This window comes from Pseudomonas sp. B611, from assembly GCF_055407965.1.
In genome coordinates this window covers 96320-113593 of the sequence record NZ_JBUZST010000007.1, presented here as the reverse complement: position 1 = coordinate 113593, position 17274 = coordinate 96320, and the positions used below count along the sequence as shown (strand labels likewise).

Annotated in this window: 19 protein-coding genes; 11 read left to right on the top strand and 8 right to left on the bottom strand. The window is 60.0% G+C overall.

All coding sequences use genetic code 11. The features are described 5' to 3' along the window. Positions 1–52 precede the first annotated feature (52 nt). Positions 53–415, top strand: a complete 363-nt coding sequence (locus ACZRMO_RS17315; protein WP_463973613.1) for a hypothetical protein — start codon at positions 53–55, stop codon at positions 413–415. A gap of 70 nt (positions 416–485) precedes the next feature. After that, entirely contained in the window at positions 486–1745 is a 1260-nt protein-coding gene (locus tag ACZRMO_RS17310) for a hypothetical protein (RefSeq protein WP_463973612.1), read from the top strand. Between the two features lie 41 nt (positions 1746–1786). Here ACZRMO_RS17310 and ACZRMO_RS17305 read toward each other — a convergent pair whose 3' ends face one another. Next, entirely contained in the window at positions 1787–2413 is a 627-nt protein-coding gene (locus tag ACZRMO_RS17305; protein ID WP_463973611.1) for a glutathione S-transferase family protein, read from the bottom strand. A 245-nt stretch (positions 2414–2658) separates the two neighbouring features. Then, complete coding sequence (locus ACZRMO_RS17300; protein ID WP_463973727.1) at positions 2659–3666, bottom strand: methyl-accepting chemotaxis protein; 1008 nt, start codon at positions 3664–3666, stop codon at positions 2659–2661. A gap of 1365 nt (positions 3667–5031) precedes the next feature. On the opposite strand from ACZRMO_RS17300, the gene ACZRMO_RS17295 reads away from it, so the two are divergent. Together ACZRMO_RS17295 and ACZRMO_RS17290 are read left to right on the top strand one after the other, a co-directional pair. After that, positions 5032–5562 carry a M35 family metallo-endopeptidase gene (locus ACZRMO_RS17295; RefSeq protein ID WP_463973610.1) on the top strand — a complete coding sequence of 177 codons (531 nt, stop codon included), beginning with the start codon at positions 5032–5034 and terminating at the stop codon, positions 5560–5562. 77 nt (positions 5563–5639) lie between these two features. Continuing rightward, a complete protein-coding gene (locus ACZRMO_RS17290) occupies positions 5640–6104 on the top strand; it encodes a hypothetical protein (protein WP_463973609.1) in 465 nt (154 codons plus the stop codon). A gap of 46 nt (positions 6105–6150) precedes the next feature. Here ACZRMO_RS17290 and ACZRMO_RS17285 read toward each other — a convergent pair whose 3' ends face one another. Continuing rightward, positions 6151–6690 carry a pesticin C-terminus-like muramidase gene (locus tag ACZRMO_RS17285; protein WP_463973608.1) on the bottom strand — a complete coding sequence of 180 codons (540 nt, stop codon included), beginning with the start codon at positions 6688–6690 and terminating at the stop codon, positions 6151–6153. A 163-nt stretch (positions 6691–6853) separates the two neighbouring features. On the opposite strand from ACZRMO_RS17285, the gene ACZRMO_RS17280 reads away from it, so the two are divergent. The 3 genes from ACZRMO_RS17280 (at position 6854) to ACZRMO_RS17270 (ending at position 8590) form a co-directional block, all read left to right on the top strand. Continuing rightward, positions 6854–7237, top strand: a complete 384-nt coding sequence (locus tag ACZRMO_RS17280) for a transcriptional regulator (RefSeq protein ID WP_124525770.1) — start codon at positions 6854–6856, stop codon at positions 7235–7237. 82 nt (positions 7238–7319) lie between these two features. Continuing rightward, the gene (locus tag ACZRMO_RS17275; protein ID WP_124525771.1) at positions 7320–7970 is read left to right on the top strand and encodes a DUF2589 domain-containing protein; all 651 of its coding nucleotides are present in this window, start codon (positions 7320–7322) and stop codon (positions 7968–7970) included. Positions 7971–8026: 56 nt separating this feature from the next. Beyond that, the gene (locus tag ACZRMO_RS17270; protein ID WP_124525772.1) at positions 8027–8590 is read left to right on the top strand and encodes a DUF2589 domain-containing protein; all 564 of its coding nucleotides are present in this window, start codon (positions 8027–8029) and stop codon (positions 8588–8590) included. 16 nt (positions 8591–8606) lie between these two features. On the opposite strand, the gene ACZRMO_RS17265 is transcribed toward ACZRMO_RS17270, so the two are convergent. The 3 genes from ACZRMO_RS17265 to ACZRMO_RS17255 are packed head-to-tail and all read right to left on the bottom strand — an operon-like array spanning position 8607 to position 10338. Continuing rightward, a complete protein-coding gene (locus ACZRMO_RS17265) occupies positions 8607–8897 on the bottom strand; it encodes a DUF3144 domain-containing protein (protein ID WP_124525773.1) in 291 nt (96 codons plus the stop codon). Positions 8898–8926: 29 nt separating this feature from the next. Beyond that, positions 8927–9622 (bottom strand): tRNA (adenine(22)-N(1))-methyltransferase, encoded by a 696-nt coding sequence (locus ACZRMO_RS17260; protein ID WP_463973607.1) that lies wholly within the window; start codon positions 9620–9622, stop codon positions 8927–8929. Positions 9623–9627: 5 nt separating this feature from the next. Next, complete coding sequence (locus ACZRMO_RS17255; protein WP_463973606.1) at positions 9628–10338, bottom strand: FadR/GntR family transcriptional regulator; 711 nt, start codon at positions 10336–10338, stop codon at positions 9628–9630. 341 nt (positions 10339–10679) lie between these two features. On the opposite strand from ACZRMO_RS17255, the gene ACZRMO_RS17250 reads away from it, so the two are divergent. The 3 genes from ACZRMO_RS17250 to ACZRMO_RS17240 all read left to right on the top strand — a co-directional run bounded on the left by ACZRMO_RS17250 (position 10680) and on the right by ACZRMO_RS17240 (position 14117). Then, positions 10680–12041, top strand: coding sequence for an MFS transporter (locus tag ACZRMO_RS17250; RefSeq protein ID WP_463973605.1), 1362 nt, complete (start codon positions 10680–10682; stop codon positions 12039–12041). Between the two features lie 19 nt (positions 12042–12060). Beyond that, positions 12061–13386, top strand: a complete 1326-nt coding sequence (gene gudD, locus ACZRMO_RS17245) for a glucarate dehydratase (protein WP_463973604.1) — start codon at positions 12061–12063, stop codon at positions 13384–13386. A 215-nt stretch (positions 13387–13601) separates the two neighbouring features. Beyond that, the gene (locus ACZRMO_RS17240; RefSeq protein ID WP_463973603.1) at positions 13602–14117 is read left to right on the top strand and encodes a hypothetical protein; all 516 of its coding nucleotides are present in this window, start codon (positions 13602–13604) and stop codon (positions 14115–14117) included. Positions 14118–14141: 24 nt separating this feature from the next. On the opposite strand, the gene ACZRMO_RS17235 is transcribed toward ACZRMO_RS17240, so the two are convergent. Both ACZRMO_RS17235 and ACZRMO_RS17230 read right to left on the bottom strand, forming a co-directional pair. Next, on the bottom strand, positions 14142–15464 hold the full coding sequence (locus ACZRMO_RS17235) for a hypothetical protein (protein WP_463973602.1): 1323 nt from the start codon (positions 15462–15464) through the stop codon (positions 14142–14144). 45 nt (positions 15465–15509) lie between these two features. Then, entirely contained in the window at positions 15510–15992 is a 483-nt protein-coding gene (locus tag ACZRMO_RS17230; protein WP_463973601.1) for a hypothetical protein, read from the bottom strand. A gap of 247 nt (positions 15993–16239) precedes the next feature. Here ACZRMO_RS17230 and ACZRMO_RS17225 point away from each other — a divergent pair, with 247 nt between their 5' ends. Beyond that, complete coding sequence (locus tag ACZRMO_RS17225; protein WP_463973600.1) at positions 16240–17265, top strand: alpha/beta hydrolase family protein; 1026 nt, start codon at positions 16240–16242, stop codon at positions 17263–17265. Positions 17266–17274 lie beyond the last annotated feature (9 nt).

Sequence of the window (17274 nt, the reverse complement as noted above, 5' to 3'; positions counted from 1 at the left end):
CTGCGCCCGCACCCTGATAACCTGCGGCCCTTGCTTTCAACTGGAGCCTCCCGTGGCCCTATCAAAACGCGACAGCGCCCGTATCGAACGCGGCTTGGTCGCCGCGCTCACTGAGGCCTGCGAAACCGCCAAGGCGGAAATCCCGGGCTTCGATTGGCTGACCCACACCGTCAACTACGCCGACTTCCCCCAGAGCCTTGTCATCACCTGGGTGTTCGACACGCGGGCCAACAAGGATCACGTCCTGGCCACAGGTTTGGACGCACGCATCCACGAACTCACCGCCATCGCCCTGCACGCCGCGGATATCCCGCCCGTGCCGTTGAAGCGTTGTGTGCACCTTGACAGTGAAGAAGCGTGCCAAACCCAGCACGGCGGCAACTGGCGCTTGCGCCTGACCCGCGCAGCCAACTAGAGCCCGCCGCCCAACTGCTGGATAATGCCCTGCCCTGTCTCTCGCCTTTTTGATACGGAAATCCCGCCCCATGAAGTTGCCGTTTTCCGCCGCTGCTCTAACCACCGCCCTGCTGCTGCCCACCCTCGCCCACGCCGCCGATGCCGCGCTGACCGACACGCTCAAGGCCTTCACCCGCTGCGATGCGAGTTTCTTCAGCAGCCTGAACACTCACCGTGACGCCTGGCAGGCCTATGCGCCGCTCAAGCAGGAAAAAAACTTCACCTGGATCGCGGTTAAAAATCGTACCGACCACAACGCCAATCTGGTGCCGGTCAGCGCGCCGCCTATCGCCGGTTTGAAGCTGTTGTCTTACAGCGACGAAGTCACCGACCTCGGGCCGCTGGGGCTGTTTTATTACTGGGGTTTTATTGTCGACGGCGGCGTGGACGAGGTGGCCAAGCGCCTCGCGCCGCTGCTGGAACAACCGGGGGCGCTGCAAAAAGGCGACGGCGAATACACCCGCAGCGAGCTCAAGGTGGGCGACGGCTGGCAGCTCATCAAACCCCAACCGGGCAAGGCGCCCGGCATACGCCAGGTGGAACGTGTGCTGATCGTCGAACCGGAGGGCAAGCAAGGCACGCAGTCGCGGGTGAGTTGTTCGATACAGGGTGGCGTCAACGCCGGGCTGCTGGCGCGGTTGCGACCAGACATCGCGCCGGTGGATTACCCGCGCACGCAAGCCGAGGTGAATATCAGCGATGTCGAGGTGCCGGCCAACGTGCTCCAGCAGCTTGGCGCACCGCTGTTGCAACCGAAATTCAAGACCCTGAGTTACACCTACCTGTCGAAGAAAGGCGACGGCAGCAAAGACCTACCGACGTCGGTCACGTTCAAGGCCGAGGGCGGTTTGCTGGTGAAGAACGAGGTCTACGGCCAGACCTTCAACGTGGATCGCCTGACTCAAGCGGACCTGATCCAGTTGAAATCGAAAATGAACGGCGTCGGCGATGGCCGGGTGCTGCAAACCCGTGAAGCCGAGCTGAAGGTGCCGGCCAGCTGGGCGCCGGGCCAGACGCTGACCGCTCGATTGCGCATGGTCAACGTGCCCGCCCGCCCCACCGACAAGCCCATCGAGACGTCGTTGACCTGCACCGTCGGCGCGCGCATTCCCGCACGCCAAGTGTTTGCCGCGCTGACGGGCGACGCGATCAAACTGGCCTGCGACCAGGGTGACTACACGACCTCACGCGTGTTCATCGAAGACCTGGGCGTTGCCCTGACCCTGGAATCGACGTCGAGCCAGACGCACTATGTGAACGAATACACGGTGTTTGACGTGGTTCGCTGACGCGCAGCGAATGGGGGCAAATCCTGCCCCCATGAGTCGCCTTATTTGGCGAACGCGTACTCGCCGCCCTGCTCCACTGCCTTGCGGTATGCCGGCCGGGCCTGGAACTTCTGCACCCACGCAGCCAGGTTCGGATAGGCCTGCAACTTGCCCTGGGCTCCGGCGACTTCGCCGATAAAGCTCATCTGGATATCTGCACCGCTCAACTCATCCCCCACCAGATAGGGCGTGCGCCCCAGCACGTCGTTGAGGTAGCCCAGATAATTGGCCACTTCCGACTCGATCCGCGGATGCAACGGCGCACCCGCCTCGCCCAGGCGACCGACGTAGAGGTTGAGCATCAACGGCAGCATGGCCGAGCCTTCGGCAAAGTGCAGCCATTGCACGTACTGATCGTAAGTGGCGGTGGCCGGATCGGGTTGCAGGCGGCCTGCGCCGTGGCGGCGGATCAGGTAGTCGATGATCGCAGCAGACTCGATCAGTACCTGGCCACCGTCTTCAATCACCGGGGACTTGCCCAGCGGGTGAATGGCCTTGAGTTCCGGTGGGGCGAGGTTGGTTTTCGGGTCGCGTTGGTAGCGCTTGATCTGGTACGGCAGGCCGAGTTCTTCGAGCAGCCAGAGGATGCGTTGCGAGCGGGAGTTATTGAGGTGGTGGACGGTGATCATGGCAGGGCTCCGCAGGGCGAATGAAAGGGAGTGCAGCAGGAGACTACGCTATCTGCCGGCTGATGAAGATCAAAAATGTGGGCGCTGGTTTGATCGTTCCCACGCTCTGCGTGGGAATGCATCCCAGGACGCTCTGCGTCCGTTCTTGCAGGCGTGACGCGGAGCGTCATCGGCGGCATTCCCACGCAGAGCGTGGGAACGATCATCGATCATGTGGGAGCAGGCAAGCCAGCTCCCACAGGGAATCACACCAGCCGGAATCGTGCGGTGTTGTCACTCAAGGCCTGGCTGCCCTTGCTCAGGGTGTCTGCCGCGCGGTTCACCGCCCGTGCACCATCGAGCAAACGCCCCGCCGCCTGGTCCACTTGCTGGATATTGCCGCTCACTTCGTCCGCCGTCGCGGCCTGTTCTTCGACCGCCGTGGCGATCTGCGCCAGGGTGTCGGTGACGTTCTGCACCGCGCCGGCGATCTCGCCCAGGCGGGCGCCGAGCCCGGTGACCGACGCCGCGTCGGTCAGCGCTTGCTCACAGGCGACGCCCATCAGGTTGACCGCCTGGCTCACCGTGGCACGCAGGCTATCCACCGTGCCGGCGATCTGTGCGGTGGAGGCCTGGGTGCGCTGCGACAGGCTGCGTACTTCATCCGCCACCACGGCGAAGCCGCGCCCCTGCTCGCCGGCGCGGGCGGCTTCGATGGCGGCGTTGAGTGCCAGCAGGTTGGTCTGCTCGGCGATGCCACGAATGGTGTCCACCACCGATTGAATCTGCTGGCCCTGCTGGCTGACTTGCTCCAGGGCGTTGGCGGTGTCCGTCAGGCGTTGGTTGAGTTGCTGGATGCTGGCCGTGGTGCGCTGGCTGTCGCGGCTGCTGTCTTCGGCGATACGTCGGGTCTGCTGGGCACTGCCCGACGCTTGTTCGCAGCTGCGGGCGACGCCCAGGGAGGTCGCTGCCAGTTGGGTGGCGGCGGCGGCGATCTGGCTGATTTGTTGTTGCTGGTCTTCGACTTCGTTGAGGGTGCTGCCCGATTGCGCATTGAGGGTGAGCACCGCCGAGCCCAACTGCTGCGTCTCGTGATTGACCCCCAGCAAGCTGGTGCGCAACTGCACCACGGCGACGTTCAGCGCGGTGCTGATGGCCGCCAGTTCGTCACGCCCCTGCACCGCCACTTCCACGCAGAGGTTGCCGTCACGCAGCGACTCCGCCAGCGTGGTAATGCCACTGGCGCTGCGGCGGATCGAGGCTTGCAGGCACATAAACAGGTACAGCGCCGCCAACGCCAACAGGCTGAACGTCGCCGCCACGGGCACGATCTGCTGGAGGGAACGATCGTGGTAATGACCGAGGCGCGCGTCCAGGGACGTCAGCGACTGGTTGCGCAGGGCGCCCAGGCTGCCGAGCATGGCATCGACACTGCCTTCGAAGGCGGCGGTGTCGAGTTTGATGGTGCCACCGAACACGCCATCGTCGAGAACCTTGAGCTGGTTATCGAGGGTTTGCAGGCTGTTGTCATACTGCGCGGTCCACGCCTCCATGCCTGCGTACTGCTTGGCCTTGAGCGACGCGGCGGCCTTGACCAACTGGTCGCGCGCGTCGCCGATGCGGCTGCGCAGGTCGCGCATCTGCAAGCGGCTTTGCAAGGTGAACTGCCCGGACGCGATGGACGATTGCCCCACACTGGCCATGCGCCCGACACGCTCGATCAGGTCAGGGGTGTGCTGGGTGGAAATCTGCATCAGCAGGTAGGTTTCCAGCCAGGGATCGAGGATCAGGCCAGTGTCCAGGGTCACCTGCTCGCGCAGGGTTTGCATGGCCGTCAGGGCCGCGGTGAAGCGGTCATAGCCGTCCGGCCACCAGCCCACGGTGCGCAGGGATTGGGAATCCATGCCTTTGACGGTGGCCTGCAACGCCTCGAAGCGCGCGAGGATATCGGCGCTGGCGTGCTGGGCTTTCAGCGACTCGCCCAGGGTTTGCAGGTTTTGCAACAGCAGCGGGTAATTGGCATCGACCTTGTCCATCGCCGCCTTCGCCGCCGGCGTTGGTGCGTGCAGGATGTCGGCGGCTTTCCAGCGCGCGGCCAGGTTGCGCTGGGCAGTCAATTGGCCGTCCAGTGCATCCAGGGCCAGCAGTTGGCGAACGCCGGACTGCTCGCTGGAGATCACCGCCAATTTGGCCCGATAGTCTTGCCCGATTATCCACAGGCTGCCAGCCAGGGGCAGCATGAACAGGAGGAACAGGATCTGGAACTTGCGCGCAAAACCAAAACGGCCGAGCAGGCGGATACCGGGTGATAAAAAGCTGTGCATGTCCGACCACTCCCCAAAAACGACCCAGGCGGTGCACCGCTGGGCAAAGCCTTGAAATGACTAACGGCAAAACGCCATGTCATTGATTAGCTTGGCTCTAGCAAGATACGGGCCGTGGTCAGGACGTAGGAAACAGGCGGGGTGGCACGCTAGAAGTGCACGCGCCGTGCGCGAAAATGGGGCAAAAGCACTCAGTATCGAGGGCGCATCTGTAACTAATGGCGCAACGCGTGCCTGCAGTGGAATCACTTCCTGCTGATCACGCCTTTTGCACCCGCTCAGACTGAAATCTCCTAACACCACTGGAGATTCATCATGCCTCGTCCACTGACCAGCTCCGAAGCAAGAACCTATCGTGCAGCACGCTGGGCTGCACTGCGCGCACTCAACTACACCATCGGCCAACTCAACGCCGGCAATGCCACCGTCGCCGAGGTGTGGATGGGCGTCAACCATCGCCAAGACTTGAAAGTGCTGGCCCAACGCCTGGGTGTGATCCGCAAGGCGTTGAGTGAGATACATCAAACCAAGATCTTTTATGACACTGACACAAACTCACAGTCTGATTGGTACGCTGAAGTCGATGTGAACCTGAAAGGCGCAAATCACGCCATCACACTTGCCCAGCCCTTCTTCGATGCTACGACGTATGGCATTGGTTCGCGCTCCAGTACGCTTATCCACGAAGTCAGCCATTTTCGCGATGTGTTGGACACCGACGACAACGCTGACGGCCGTGAGGCCTGCCTGCGCCTCCTGGAGTACGCCCAGCAACATGATAACGACCTGAATCAGGTCATCACCAACGCCGATAGCTGGGCATCCCTGGTGGAAGACAGCTATTGAGCTATTACTGATGCAGCAACAGAAAAAGCCTGTTTTCGAACAGGCTTTTTCATCACCCAGGAAAAAAGGAATTGATCATGGACCGTCGTTTTCTAACCGCTGTTTCACTGGCTGCACTGTCTTTATTGGCCTCCCCCGCACACGCTTTGAACACCGAAGAAGTTGAACCCCAAACACTGAAAGACTATGCCGCCACACTGAGTGCCCATGCAAGCAACTTCCAGTGGCAGCAATTATGGAAAAGCACACGAACAACCGGTTACTTCAGCGAGCAATCGCCCACTTACTTCACCGTGCCGATGAAGCAAGTACCCGACCTCGTATACAAAGTTCTAACGAACGCAAGCAGTGTCAAGCCCTTCGCGTCCACTCGCGCAACCTACCGTTATGACTTCGCGGTAAAAGTAGGCTTAGCCAATAAGGTCGCGGTCACGGCACTGTGCGTCGACGTGGACTGGCGCACCCTGCCCAACGGCACCCGTGTAGATGACGCAGAAAAAATGGGGGCGGTCAGTTTATTGCTGGCCAAACCCTGCCCATGATGCAAACAGCCACCCGAGGCAATCTCGGGTGGCTGTATCTTTACCGTTACAACGCACTCGCCAACAAATCCGCTTCCTTGCAACGGCGGGTGGAATAGCGGTCACCAAAATTGCGCAAATTACTTTCTGCGGCCTTCCAGTCCCCCGCCACCACTTGCGCCCAGAACTTTGGAGTGCGAATGGCGAGGTTGCCATATTGGAAGGCAACTGAAGCGATCACCGTCTGCATCGGTGCCGGCAATGCATCAAACGGGCGCCCGGCAGCTTTGCTGTAGTCGCTGCTCAAGCGTGCGATAAAGGGCGCCTTGTAAGCCTCGTCAATCCTGCATGCATCGTCTGCGCTGACGTTCAGCGGCAGCGTTTGCAAGCGCGCTACGGCCTTCGCGCCAATCAGCCCAAGGTAAGGCGCAAGCCGCTGGGCAAGGTCTTTGGGCAGCATATCCAGATTTTTCTGCTGCCCCAGATCAAAGCCTGTACCTATGGTGACCCCGCTCCGACTGTGTTCCGGGTCCGGCACATAACCGCGTGTGGCCGGCCCACCTTCGAGCCTGGCAATAAATGCCATATCAATCGAATGACTGGACATGGGTAGTTCCCTCTTGGTTTAGGAAACTCAAGTCCATCACTCAGGCGGGATCATCTTCAGAAGGTAAAACTTCCCTACTTTCATAGGTAAAGTTTCCTACTGATTATCGGCGTTCATTACTTCCTAAGCTCTGACCAGCTCTCACGCCAAGGAGGTAAGACCGATGGAACCGATCGACCTGGGACACATTGATGTCCACCAACTCCCCCACTCCCTTCAGGTGTTGGTTGCCTGTATCGGTTTGGAAGATGCTTTCCGCCTGACGTGCGTGTATGGCGGCCGCCCTAAATACATTCCAAAACAGGTTCAACGCACTTCGTTGGCGCTGATCTTGTCAACGGAATCACTGCAAGCGCTGATCAATGATTTCGCGGGTATTGCTTTGGAAATACCGAAGTCCGACCATTTTTTTCGGCAGATCCGTAATCAACATATTCAAATGGGTATTTCCAACGGTGTATCGCGAAGTGTATTGGCCGAAAAGTATGGGCTGAGCCTGCGGCAGATCGCCAATATCCGGCGCCAGGAAACTTGTCTTCATCGGTAATTACTTCCTACTGAATCAGAAAGTTCAGCATGGATAGATTGAAGTTGCGCACTTTCGCGCACTCACGATAAGGAAATTAGACATGGCAGATATTGATAAAGGTCTCATTGGAGGCGTGATAGCCGCCCTTCCTCTGGACAAGATGATCACTGGCCCGCTGATGGCAATGATTCAGGCACAAGTCGCTGCGAGCAAAGCCTATGCGGACTTCCTCATGGGCGTGTGCATCCAGGACGGCAAGGCCGTTTCGGTGCAGTTCGACTACGACGAAACCCTGGTTGATGAACAAGGTGTCTACAAGGGCACAGTCAGCAAGTCCATGCGCATTCCGCTGCTGGCCGCCATCAGCCACCCCAACATCACCATCCAAGAAGGCAGCATCGAGTTCGAGCTGACCATCACCCAGATGGCCGAGGACAAAAGCTCCACTGATGTTTCCGGTGGCTTTGACGCCAAAATGGGCTGGGGCCCGTTCAGCGTGACCGTGAAAGGCTCCGCCAGCCACAAGTCCAGCCAGACCCGCAAGACCGACACCCGCGCACGCTACGAAATCAAGACCAAAATCGTGCGTCAGGACCCACCGGAAGCGCTGATGCGCGTCATCGACTTCCTCACCGATGCAGCGACCAAACCGGTCATGCTGCCAAACGCCACTGCAACCAGCCCGACGGAACTGCCAAAAGCAGGGGTACTGCCTTTGCCTGACGCCAAGCCTGCGGAAAAAACTAAGTAACGCCAACCGCCCCGCCTCACGGCGGGGCAACCCACTCGACCTGAAAGGAATCCACCATGGCATTTTTCTCACGCCCCAAGGAACCCATGTCGGCCAGTGACTTGAGCCACATCACCCGCGGGTTGCACCAGGCAGCAGCGGCCACGCACAACCTGATCGCCCAGCAATACATCGCCTTGTTCGACCAATTCTTCGATTACAACGTTGAAGACCTGGGCACGCCAATGAAGGCCAAGATGGTCGATATCGCCCTGACCGAGGGCCATACCATCACCGTACCGCTGATCGCACTGGTGGCCCCCAAGGGTTTGGCGCTGCACAAAATGGATGTAGACCTGTCGGTAAAGATGCACAGCACCGAAGTGCAGAAGGCCAGCCACGATCTGGAAAACGGCGACCTGCAGAGCGAGAAGTTTTTCGTGACCTTCGGCACCACCAAGCGCGAAGGCCAGGAGCGTGATCCCGACGAAGTGCAGATCCGCATCGAATTCAAGGCCTGCGAACCACCGGAGGCGATCAACCGCATCATCGAGGAATACACCAACCTGATCAGCCCACTGGCCCACGCCCCCGCCAAACCGCCCACTGCCGAACAGGAGCCTTCAGACTTCGCGCCCTGACGGCAATCCTGAGGGCTTATTTGCCCATCTTGTACCTGTCAAAATTGTTGATGTGATCATCCAGATTATCCTCAAGCATCATCCGGTACTGATCGCAGAAATACTTCAACATCGCCTCGCGCGCCTCGGCCATTTCCGCGCCGGACTTGAAGTTGCGCGCACTGGCCCAGGCATTGAAGCGGGTGGTGCCAAACATCATCGAGGCGCTGACCTGGCCGAGGTTTTCCTCCGCCTTGAGCTGCTCGTTGGAGAGTTCGATGTGCGCGTCTGCACGGTCATAAAAAGCTTGGTCGGTGGCGTCTGCCATTGCGGGAATCCTTATTGAATAACGGTCTGTCAGGCCAGCAGCGCGGTGATCCAGCGGGCCTGTTGGGCGATCTCTTGTAGCGTCGCCTCGGGCACCGCCTGGCGCGCCTGTTCAAGGCTGGCGAGGGTCTTCTGCTTCTGGCGCAGCATGCGTTGCCACTTGGCCAAAAATGCCGGGCTGCGCGCCTGCATTTGCAGCGGGCCAAAGTACAGTTGCTCGGCACTGTACTGCACCGGCTCGCTGCTCTCGGCGACGATGATTTCATAGTAGAAACGGTTTTCGTGCAGCAACTCTTCAGTGAGGATGGCGTAGCCGTTGTCCATCAACCATTGGCGCAACGGTTGCTCGCCGCCGTTGGGTTGCAGGATCAGGCGCTCCTGGCCGCTGAGGTACGCCTTGCCGCTGTCGAGGATGTCGCGGATGGTCTCGCCGCCCATGCCGCAGATGCTGATCGCAGTGATCCGGTCCTGCGCTTCGATGGCCGCCAAGCCGTTGGCCAGGCGCACCGTGACGTGCTGCTCCAGGCCGTTGTCACGCACCGTGCGTAGGGCCGCATGAAACGGCGTGGTCGCCACCTCACCGGCCACCGCCGCGCTGATCGCGCCCCGGCGCAGCAAGGCCACCGGCAAGTAGCCGTGGTCGGAGCCGATATCGGCCAGCCGCGCGCCCAGGGGTACGTTTGCCGCCACGCGCTCCAGGCGCGCAGATAAAGTGTGTTCGTTCAACTGCCCTACTCTCCCGAAAAACGATCGCGGCTATTGGTCAAGTGCAGCACCATCGCGGCGCGTGCAGCGTCCGGGTCCTGGCGCTTGATCGCGTTGAAGATCGCCTCATGCTCCAGATGCGCCAGTTGCCCCAATTGGGCGAAGTCCGCGCCACCGCGTTCGGCGGCCTTGACCTGAGTGCGCGGAATCATCGCATTGCCCAGGTGCAGCATGATTTCGCTGAAGAACGTATTGCCGGTGGCTTCGGCGATCAATTGGTGGAAGCGTTTGTCCTCTTCCACACAACTGTCGTTGTTGGCCAGGGAGGCCTGGTAGTCGCTCAGCACTTCGCGCATGCGCGCCAGTTGCGCATCGCTGCGGCGTTGGGCGGCCAGCGCCACGGCCTGCACCTCCAGGCCCAGGCGCAACTCCAGCATGCTGCGCACGCTGGCGAGCGTGTCCACATGCAGGCGCAGCCCGGACTGCGCTTGCGGCGCCAGCACAAAGGTGCCGATGCCGTGGCGCGTCTCCACCAACCCCGACGCCTGCAACTTGGACAGTGCCTCGCGCACCACGGTGCGGCTGACACCATGCTCGGCCACGATGGTGGATTCGGACGGCAATTTTTCACCGGGCTGCAACTGCCCGAGCAGGATGCGCTGGGTCAGCGCTTCAACCACACCTTGGGCGAGGTTGCTGGAGCGTTTACGCACAGGAGGCGCGCTTTCAATGGGCATCGTGACGGGTCCACGGGGTTGGGCTGGGAGGGAGCTTAACACCCTGCCCGGAGGTGACGCTGGGTTGATTGAAAAACCGACGAACTTGTATGACAACCAATCTGAAAACCCACAATATCGACTTTCAGGCTCATCGCTTACCCATGAATCGCCCCACCTGCTGAAAATCCAAAAAACTCCATTAAAAACAGCGTAAATAACCAAAACAAGCAATCATCTTCTGGCCTTATAAGAACAAAATCGCCTACCACCGCATTGCAGATCGCAGAAAACCACTTGTATGATGTCTATCAACAAAACACGCAAACCCGCATAAAAATAATCAGGGGGAGTTTTGAATTGTGAACAATTCAAACCATGCATCTGCCGCACCAGACAATGATTCCACCCTCACGCGCGCCGTGAGCAAAGTGAAGGGCCATGTGCTCCCACTGTTCGTGATCATGTTCATCCTCAACTACATCGACCGGGTCAATATCGGCTTTGTGCGCACGCACATGGAGCACGACCTGGGCATCGGCGCGGCGGCGTACGGCTTCGGTGCCGGGCTGTTTTTCATTGGCTACGCGCTCTTCGAAGTCCCCTCCAATATGTTGCTGCAAAAGGTCGGCGCACGAATCTGGCTGACCCGCATCATGTTCACCTGGGGCATCGTCGCCACGCTGATGGCGTTCATCCAGAACGAAACCCACTTCTACATCCTGCGCTTCCTGCTGGGCGTGGCCGAAGCGGGTTTCTTCCCCGGCGTGATCTATTACTTCACCCGCTGGCTGCCCGCTGCCGAGCGCGGCAAGGCCATCGCGATTTTCCTCAGCGGCTCGGCGGTTGCGTCGCTGATTTCCGGGCCGTTGTCGGGGGCGCTGTTGCAGATCGAGGGCTTCGGCTTTCACGGCTGGCAGTGGATGTTTGCCATCGAAGGTTTGGCCTCTGTGGCGCTGGGGTTCTTTGTGTGGTTCTGGCTGGACTCCAAGCCCCACGACGCCAAATGGATGACCCGCGAGGAACAGGACGCGCTGGTCAACGCCATCGACCGCGAACAACGCGAGCGTGAGGCGCTGACCACGGTCAAACCGACCCTCGGCAAGCTGCTCAAGGATCGCCAGATCCTGCTGTTCTGCGCCCTGTACTTCTGCATCCAACTGACGATCTACGCCGCCACCTTCTGGCTGCCGAGCATCATCAAGAAGATGGGCGACTTGAGTGATGTGCAGGTGGGGTTCTTCAACTCGATCCCGTGGCTGATCTCGATCATCGCCATGTACGCCTTCGCATCGCTGTCGGGCAAGTTCAAGTTCCAGCAGGCCTGGGTCGCGGCGGCGTTGTTGATTGCGGCGGCGGGCATGTTCATGTCCACCACCGGCGGGCCGGTGTTTGCCTTTGTGGCGATCTGTTTTGCGGCCATCGGTTTCAAGTCGGCGTCGTCACTGTTCTGGCCGATCCCCCAGGGCTACCTGGATGTGCGCATCGCGGCGGCGGTGATCGCACTGATCAATTCCATCGGCAACCTCGGCGGCTTTGTCGCGCCGACCACCTTTGGTTTCCTGGAACAAACCACCGGCTCGATCCAGGGCGGCCTCTACGGCCTGGCCGGCACTTCGGTGCTTGCCGCGATCCTGGTGTTTTTTGCCAAGACTTCGCCCTCTGCCGTGCTGGCGGCGCCAAGCGCCGTGCCCACCGGCGCTGCCATCAGCAAACCTCTCTGAGCCCAATTAGGAACCTGCCATGAACACGCCAGTAGTCACACACTTTCAAGTCATTCCCGTCGCCGGCCACGACAGCATGCTGCTCAATCTCAGCGGCGCCCACGGCCCGTATTTCACGCGCAATATCGTCATTCTCAAGGACAGCAGCGGCCACACCGGCGTCGGCGAAGTGCCCGGCGGCGAACGTATCCGCGAAACCCTGGAAGACGCGCGCAGCCTGGTGATCGGCCAACCCATCGGCCAGTACCAGCGCATCCTCAACCAGATGCGCAGCACCTTTGCCTCGCGGGACTCGGCCGGGCGCGGCCTGCAGACCTTTGACCTGCGCATCACCATTCATGCCGTTACCGCCATGGAGGCGGCGTTGCTCGACCTGCTGGGGCAGTTCCTCGAAGTGCCCGTGGCCGCTTTGCTCGGCGAAGGGCAGCAGCGCGATGCGGTCAAAATGCTCGGTTATCTGTTCTACGTCGGCGACCGCAACGCCACCGACCTGGCCTACCGCAACGAAGCGGATGCCGATGACGACTGGTTCCGCCTGCGCCACGAAAAGGCGCTGACCAGCGACGCCGTGGTGCGCCTGGCCGAAGCCGCCAAGGCCAAGTACGGCTTCAACGACTTCAAACTCAAAGGGGGTGTATTGAGCGGCGACGCCGAAATCGAAGCCGTCACCGCCCTGGCCGAACGCTTCCCCGATGCGCGCATCACCCTCGACCCCAACGGTGCCTGGTCATTGAAAGAAGCCATCCGCCTGTGCCGCGATCAGCACCCTGTGCTCGCTTACGCCGAAGACCCATGCGGTGCGGAGAACGGTTATTCCGGCCGCGAAGTCATGGCCGAATTCCGCCGCGCCACCGGCCTTAAAACCGCCACCAACATGATCGCCACCGACTGGCGCGAGATGGGCCACGCGATCCAGCTGCAATCGGTGGACATCCCCCTGGCTGACCCACACTTTTGGACGATGCAGGGCTCGGTACGCGTCGCGCAGATGTGCCATGAGTGGGGCCTGACCTGGGGTTCGCACTCCAACAACCACTTCGATATTTCCCTGGCGATGTTCACCCAGGTCGCCGCCGCCGCGCCGGGCGACATCACCGCCATCGACACCCACTGGATCTGGCAGGACGGCCAGCGCCTGACCCGCGAACCGCTGAAAATCGAAGGCGGCTACGTGCAGGTGCCGAGCAAGCCCGGGCTGGGAGTGGACATCGACATGGACGCCGTGGCCAAGGCACATGAGCTGTACAAAGGCATGGGCCTCGGTGCGCGAGATGACAGCGTGGCGATGCAGTTTTTGATTCCGGGGTGGACGTTCAACAACAAGCAGCCGTGCCTGGTGCGGTAACCCCCCCTGAGAACACCGCTGCACCCTGTGGGAGCGGGATTGTGTGGGAGCTGGCTTGCCTGCGATGCGGGCACCTCGGTATACCCGCAATACAGAGGCGATGCTATCGCAGGCAAGCCAGCTCCCACAGTTGATCTTCGTATGATCACACCCGCGCTTTGCGTAGAATGCGACGCCTCGTCATCAGGACCGTCTCAACCCAGGAGGGGTAACGCATGCAACCCGACACCACGATCAAAAAACTCAAGCTCAAGGACCAACTGCGCACCGAGCCTTCCAAGGCCTGGGCGCCGGTAGAGCAAGCCCTCGCTTATCTTGCGCTGATGACCCCCATCCTGTTGTTTGCCGAGTACTTTGGCATCACCGACACGTTCAAGATGAACTTGCTCGTTGGCGGCGCCATAGGTGCAGTCATAGGTTCCACTTTCAACTTCTTCAGCAGCATGGCACTGTCCCAATGGACCGTGCCCGGCCAGGTCGATCCAGAGGCCGTGGGCAGCGCCATGCTCGCCCTGAAATACGTCGAACCACAGCCCGGCGTGTACCAGCCGAAAAGGCCGCTGTTCAGCCTGTTTCATCGCTACCGGTCCGAGCGCATCACCCTGCAAGCCATGGGCGGTAATACGCTCATCAGCGGCCCTTACAAACAGCTGAAACTGCTCCCGGCCTTCATTCTCCCCGACGCGCAATCCCCAGCATCCGATCACACGCCGCCCACAGTGCAAGGCTGATAGGTTGTCGAAGATCAACAGCGCTCAGGACATGAAATTTCGCATCAGCTTGAACAGATTGCCGGGCATGAGCCAGCGTGTGCCTGGTTGGTCACGGTGGTCCGCGCTGAACTCCATGACGGTGCGGTTGGGCGTCTCGCGGCCAAGGGTCGGCGGCGCCTGATCGTCAGGGCGAGCGGCTGGCTTGATCAGCCGGCCGGTCGTTTTGTCCAACATATATCCGGCGGCTTTGCCTTTTTCGGTAAGCGCCCAAACGCCGTCGACGTTCGTGACATGCGCTTCGAAAGGGGGGAGTTTCACGTTCCTGTGGGTGGTAACCACAACATTGTCGTTGATGCTGATGGACTTGTAGGACGCAAATTTGCTGTCGAGTGAGGTTTGCGCAGCACCTTCGGCGGAAAACTTGATCACCATCTGCTCAAGAAAAGCCAGGTCACTGGTGTTTTGCAGCGCACCGTAACCAGGATCGAGAAAGTGCCGTAGAAAGCCCCGGTCGATAAGCGTGCTGTTGATCGCCGTGCCGTTCAAGATACGTGAAGCGGTGGCTGCATCCTCTGCCTGGAAGTCTACCGTAACCATGTACCCCTCCAGGTCGTAACCCTTGCCGTTGTTGGCATTCAGGAGCTGGCGGCCATCGTTGTGATGGCGATAGTCAGCCAGTAAACCGGCCACGTTATCGACATTGCGCAAATCTGCACCTTGCGCCTGCGCATACGCGTACATTTGCGACAGTAATTCACGATCATCTCGGGTGAGAAAATCATAAGCACTTTGACTCATGTTGAGCATGGTCATTGGAGCTTTGGCAACTGGGGGCTCGATGCCGAGAAACAAGCGGGAGACCATGATCTCCCGTCCACTGGCAGATACATCGGCAGTATTTGCAGTGCCAGACGCGGCGGAAGCCTGCAACTCCTTCCACGCGGCGCGCCGCTCGTTGATGGTAAAGGAGCCCCCCTCATCGCGGGCAATCAGATTCAGTTGGTCGCGCGCGAGGCCTTTGAACGGATTGCTATCAGCGCCGTCGATGAAGCCGGTAGCTTGCCGAGCCCGAGCTAGAAGCGCTGCCCCCTCGGAATCAGATTGTGCTTTGTTGGCGAGATAGGCTTCTGCGGCAAGTGTGTCGCGCGTGACCTTACGAGTGTCGCGGGCTTCAGCCCGTTCTGCCGCCTCGCTAAGTTGACGGGCCAGCGTTGACAACGTGCTGATCGTACCAGTGCCTCCCTCGGTGTGTGAGGCATTGCTTTCACCATCCACAGGCAGAACCAATGGCGAGTGGGCAGCGCTAGAGGGAACGCTTGCCAAGCGACTGTCCGCTAAAGAAAACCGCATCACAATAGTATTCATGAATATCCTCCATACCTCATACACACGAGAGTTTAAAGCAACTAACTAATAGCTATAGTGATAAGTCACCGAGTCAGTACCGGCTGGATAAGCCAGTCGTGCACCACCATCCTTTACATGATGTTTTATTGTGACCGATGCGCCCCTGCCGAATGGCAGATCATCAAAATCATGCAACGTACCCGACATACTCGGCCAAATTGGCCTGCAATTGTTTTCCAGCCCCTGAAAGGGCCGGAAATAGCAAAGCTCTACTTTTTCGTCGAGCGTTTGAGGGTAGGACGTTGTTCGCCACTCAATACCCCGCAACTTCATCGATCGTCCGGCCGTTGCATCCGGAAAATCCGTATTGCGCAGACCAAAAAAAGACAAGCCCGTACCACCAATTGATATCACGGTAATAACATCCGGCGCAGCGGTCTTAGTGATGGTCGCGTCCACCGCATAAACTGCACCATTGAAGGACAACAACGCTGCCACTAGAAAGCCGAGCCGATACTTACGCGGACAAATCATTTTCCTCTTCATAATTATCACCCTAGCGTCAGAAGTTAATACACAAGGATCAAACCAATCTATCTGAAAGAACCACGCCACCACTCTTGCACGAATCAACAACCCCCAACACCCACCCACTTCCCAAAATAACGAACGACAATTCCGTCATACTTAAAAGTAGGATGACACCAGAAACGTCCTAGTCCCCCGCCCCCTCTACCAAAACCGCCGATTTCCAGTCATGATCCGCGCCTCACTTTCAAGGACGATAACAACAGTGAAAAACACCCTCCGCGCCTTGCTCTTGATTGGCCTCACCACACCCGCATTCGCCGACAACAGCGCCATCGGTTTCCAGAACACCACCCTCCCCGACGCGCAGAACAACCGCCCGTTGCAGATGGTCGTCTGGTACCCGGCCACCACCAAAGCCAAACCGGAATTGATCCGCGACGATGCCGTGTTCTACGGCGCCCTCGCCGTACCCGACGCGCCGCCTGCCAGTGGCAAACATCCGCTGGTGGTGATGTCCCATGGCAACGGCGGCAATTGGGGCAACCAGGTGTGGCTGGCCAGTGCGCTGGCCCACAAGGGCTACATCGTTGCGGCGGTCAACCACCCCGGCACCACCAGCAAAGACCGCAACCCGGAAGCCGCCGCGCAATTGTGGCAGCGGCCCAAGGACCTGAGCCGGGCCATCGATGCGGTGCTCGCGCAGCCGCAGCAGTTTGGCGCGGTCGCCCCGCAGCGGATTGCCGCCATCGGGCACTCCCTCGGTGGCTGGACCGTGCTGGAGATCGCCGGCGCGCGCTTCGACCCCGCCCTGTTCGCCAAGGATTGCGCGGCCCACGTGCAACTGTCTGGCTGCATCGCCTATCAGAAAATGAACCCCGACAGCACCCAGATGGCAGCCGACTTGCGCGACAAGCGCGTCACCGCCGTGGTGTCCCTGGACCTGGGCCTGTCACGCGGCATGACCGACGCCAGCCTCGCCGCACTGCCGGTGCCGGTATTGGTGCTGGCGGCAGCGGCAAACGGGCCGGATCTGCCCGCTGAATTGGAGTCTACGGACCTGGCCAAGCGCCTGCCCAAGGCATCAACGCAGTACTTGAAGATCGACGACGCCACCCACTTCAGCTTTATGGCGATCTGCAAACCCACGGGCGAGGCGCTGATCGAAGAGAGCTCGCCCGGTGACGGGATGATTTGTCACGATGCCCAGGGCGCGCGGCCACGGGAAGTGATCCAGCAGCAGGTTCTAGGGTTGATCACCGACTTCCTCGCACGACCTGCTGGCAAGTAACCACGGAGC

Bases quoted from the DNA above. Each gene is read 5' to 3' on its own strand.
- ACZRMO_RS17310 (WP_463973612.1), top strand. From the start codon at position 486: ATGAAGTTGCCGTTTTCCGCCGCTGCTCTAACCACCGCCCTGCTGCTG.
- ACZRMO_RS17305 (WP_463973611.1), bottom strand. From the start codon at position 2,413: ATGATCACCGTCCACCACCTCAATAACTCCCGCTCGCAACGCATCCTC.
- ACZRMO_RS17300 (WP_463973727.1), bottom strand. From the start codon at position 3,666: ATGTGCCTGCAAGCCTCGATCCGCCGCAGCGCCAGTGGCATTACCACG.
- ACZRMO_RS17295 (WP_463973610.1), top strand. From the start codon at position 5,032: ATGCCTCGTCCACTGACCAGCTCCGAAGCAAGAACCTATCGTGCAGCA.
- ACZRMO_RS17290 (WP_463973609.1), top strand. From the start codon at position 5,640: ATGGACCGTCGTTTTCTAACCGCTGTTTCACTGGCTGCACTGTCTTTA.
- ACZRMO_RS17285 (WP_463973608.1), bottom strand. From the start codon at position 6,690: ATGTCCAGTCATTCGATTGATATGGCATTTATTGCCAGGCTCGAAGGT.
- ACZRMO_RS17280 (WP_124525770.1), top strand. From the start codon at position 6,854: ATGGAACCGATCGACCTGGGACACATTGATGTCCACCAACTCCCCCAC.
- ACZRMO_RS17275 (WP_124525771.1), top strand. From the start codon at position 7,320: ATGGCAGATATTGATAAAGGTCTCATTGGAGGCGTGATAGCCGCCCTT.
- ACZRMO_RS17270 (WP_124525772.1), top strand. From the start codon at position 8,027: ATGGCATTTTTCTCACGCCCCAAGGAACCCATGTCGGCCAGTGACTTG.
- ACZRMO_RS17265 (WP_124525773.1), bottom strand. From the start codon at position 8,897: ATGGCAGACGCCACCGACCAAGCTTTTTATGACCGTGCAGACGCGCAC.
- ACZRMO_RS17255 (WP_463973606.1), bottom strand. From the start codon at position 10,338: ATGCCCATTGAAAGCGCGCCTCCTGTGCGTAAACGCTCCAGCAACCTC.
- gudD (WP_463973604.1), top strand. From the start codon at position 12,061: ATGAACACGCCAGTAGTCACACACTTTCAAGTCATTCCCGTCGCCGGC.
- ACZRMO_RS17240 (WP_463973603.1), top strand. From the start codon at position 13,602: ATGCAACCCGACACCACGATCAAAAAACTCAAGCTCAAGGACCAACTG.
- ACZRMO_RS17235 (WP_463973602.1), bottom strand. From the start codon at position 15,464: ATGAATACTATTGTGATGCGGTTTTCTTTAGCGGACAGTCGCTTGGCA.
- ACZRMO_RS17230 (WP_463973601.1), bottom strand. From the start codon at position 15,992: ATGAAGAGGAAAATGATTTGTCCGCGTAAGTATCGGCTCGGCTTTCTA.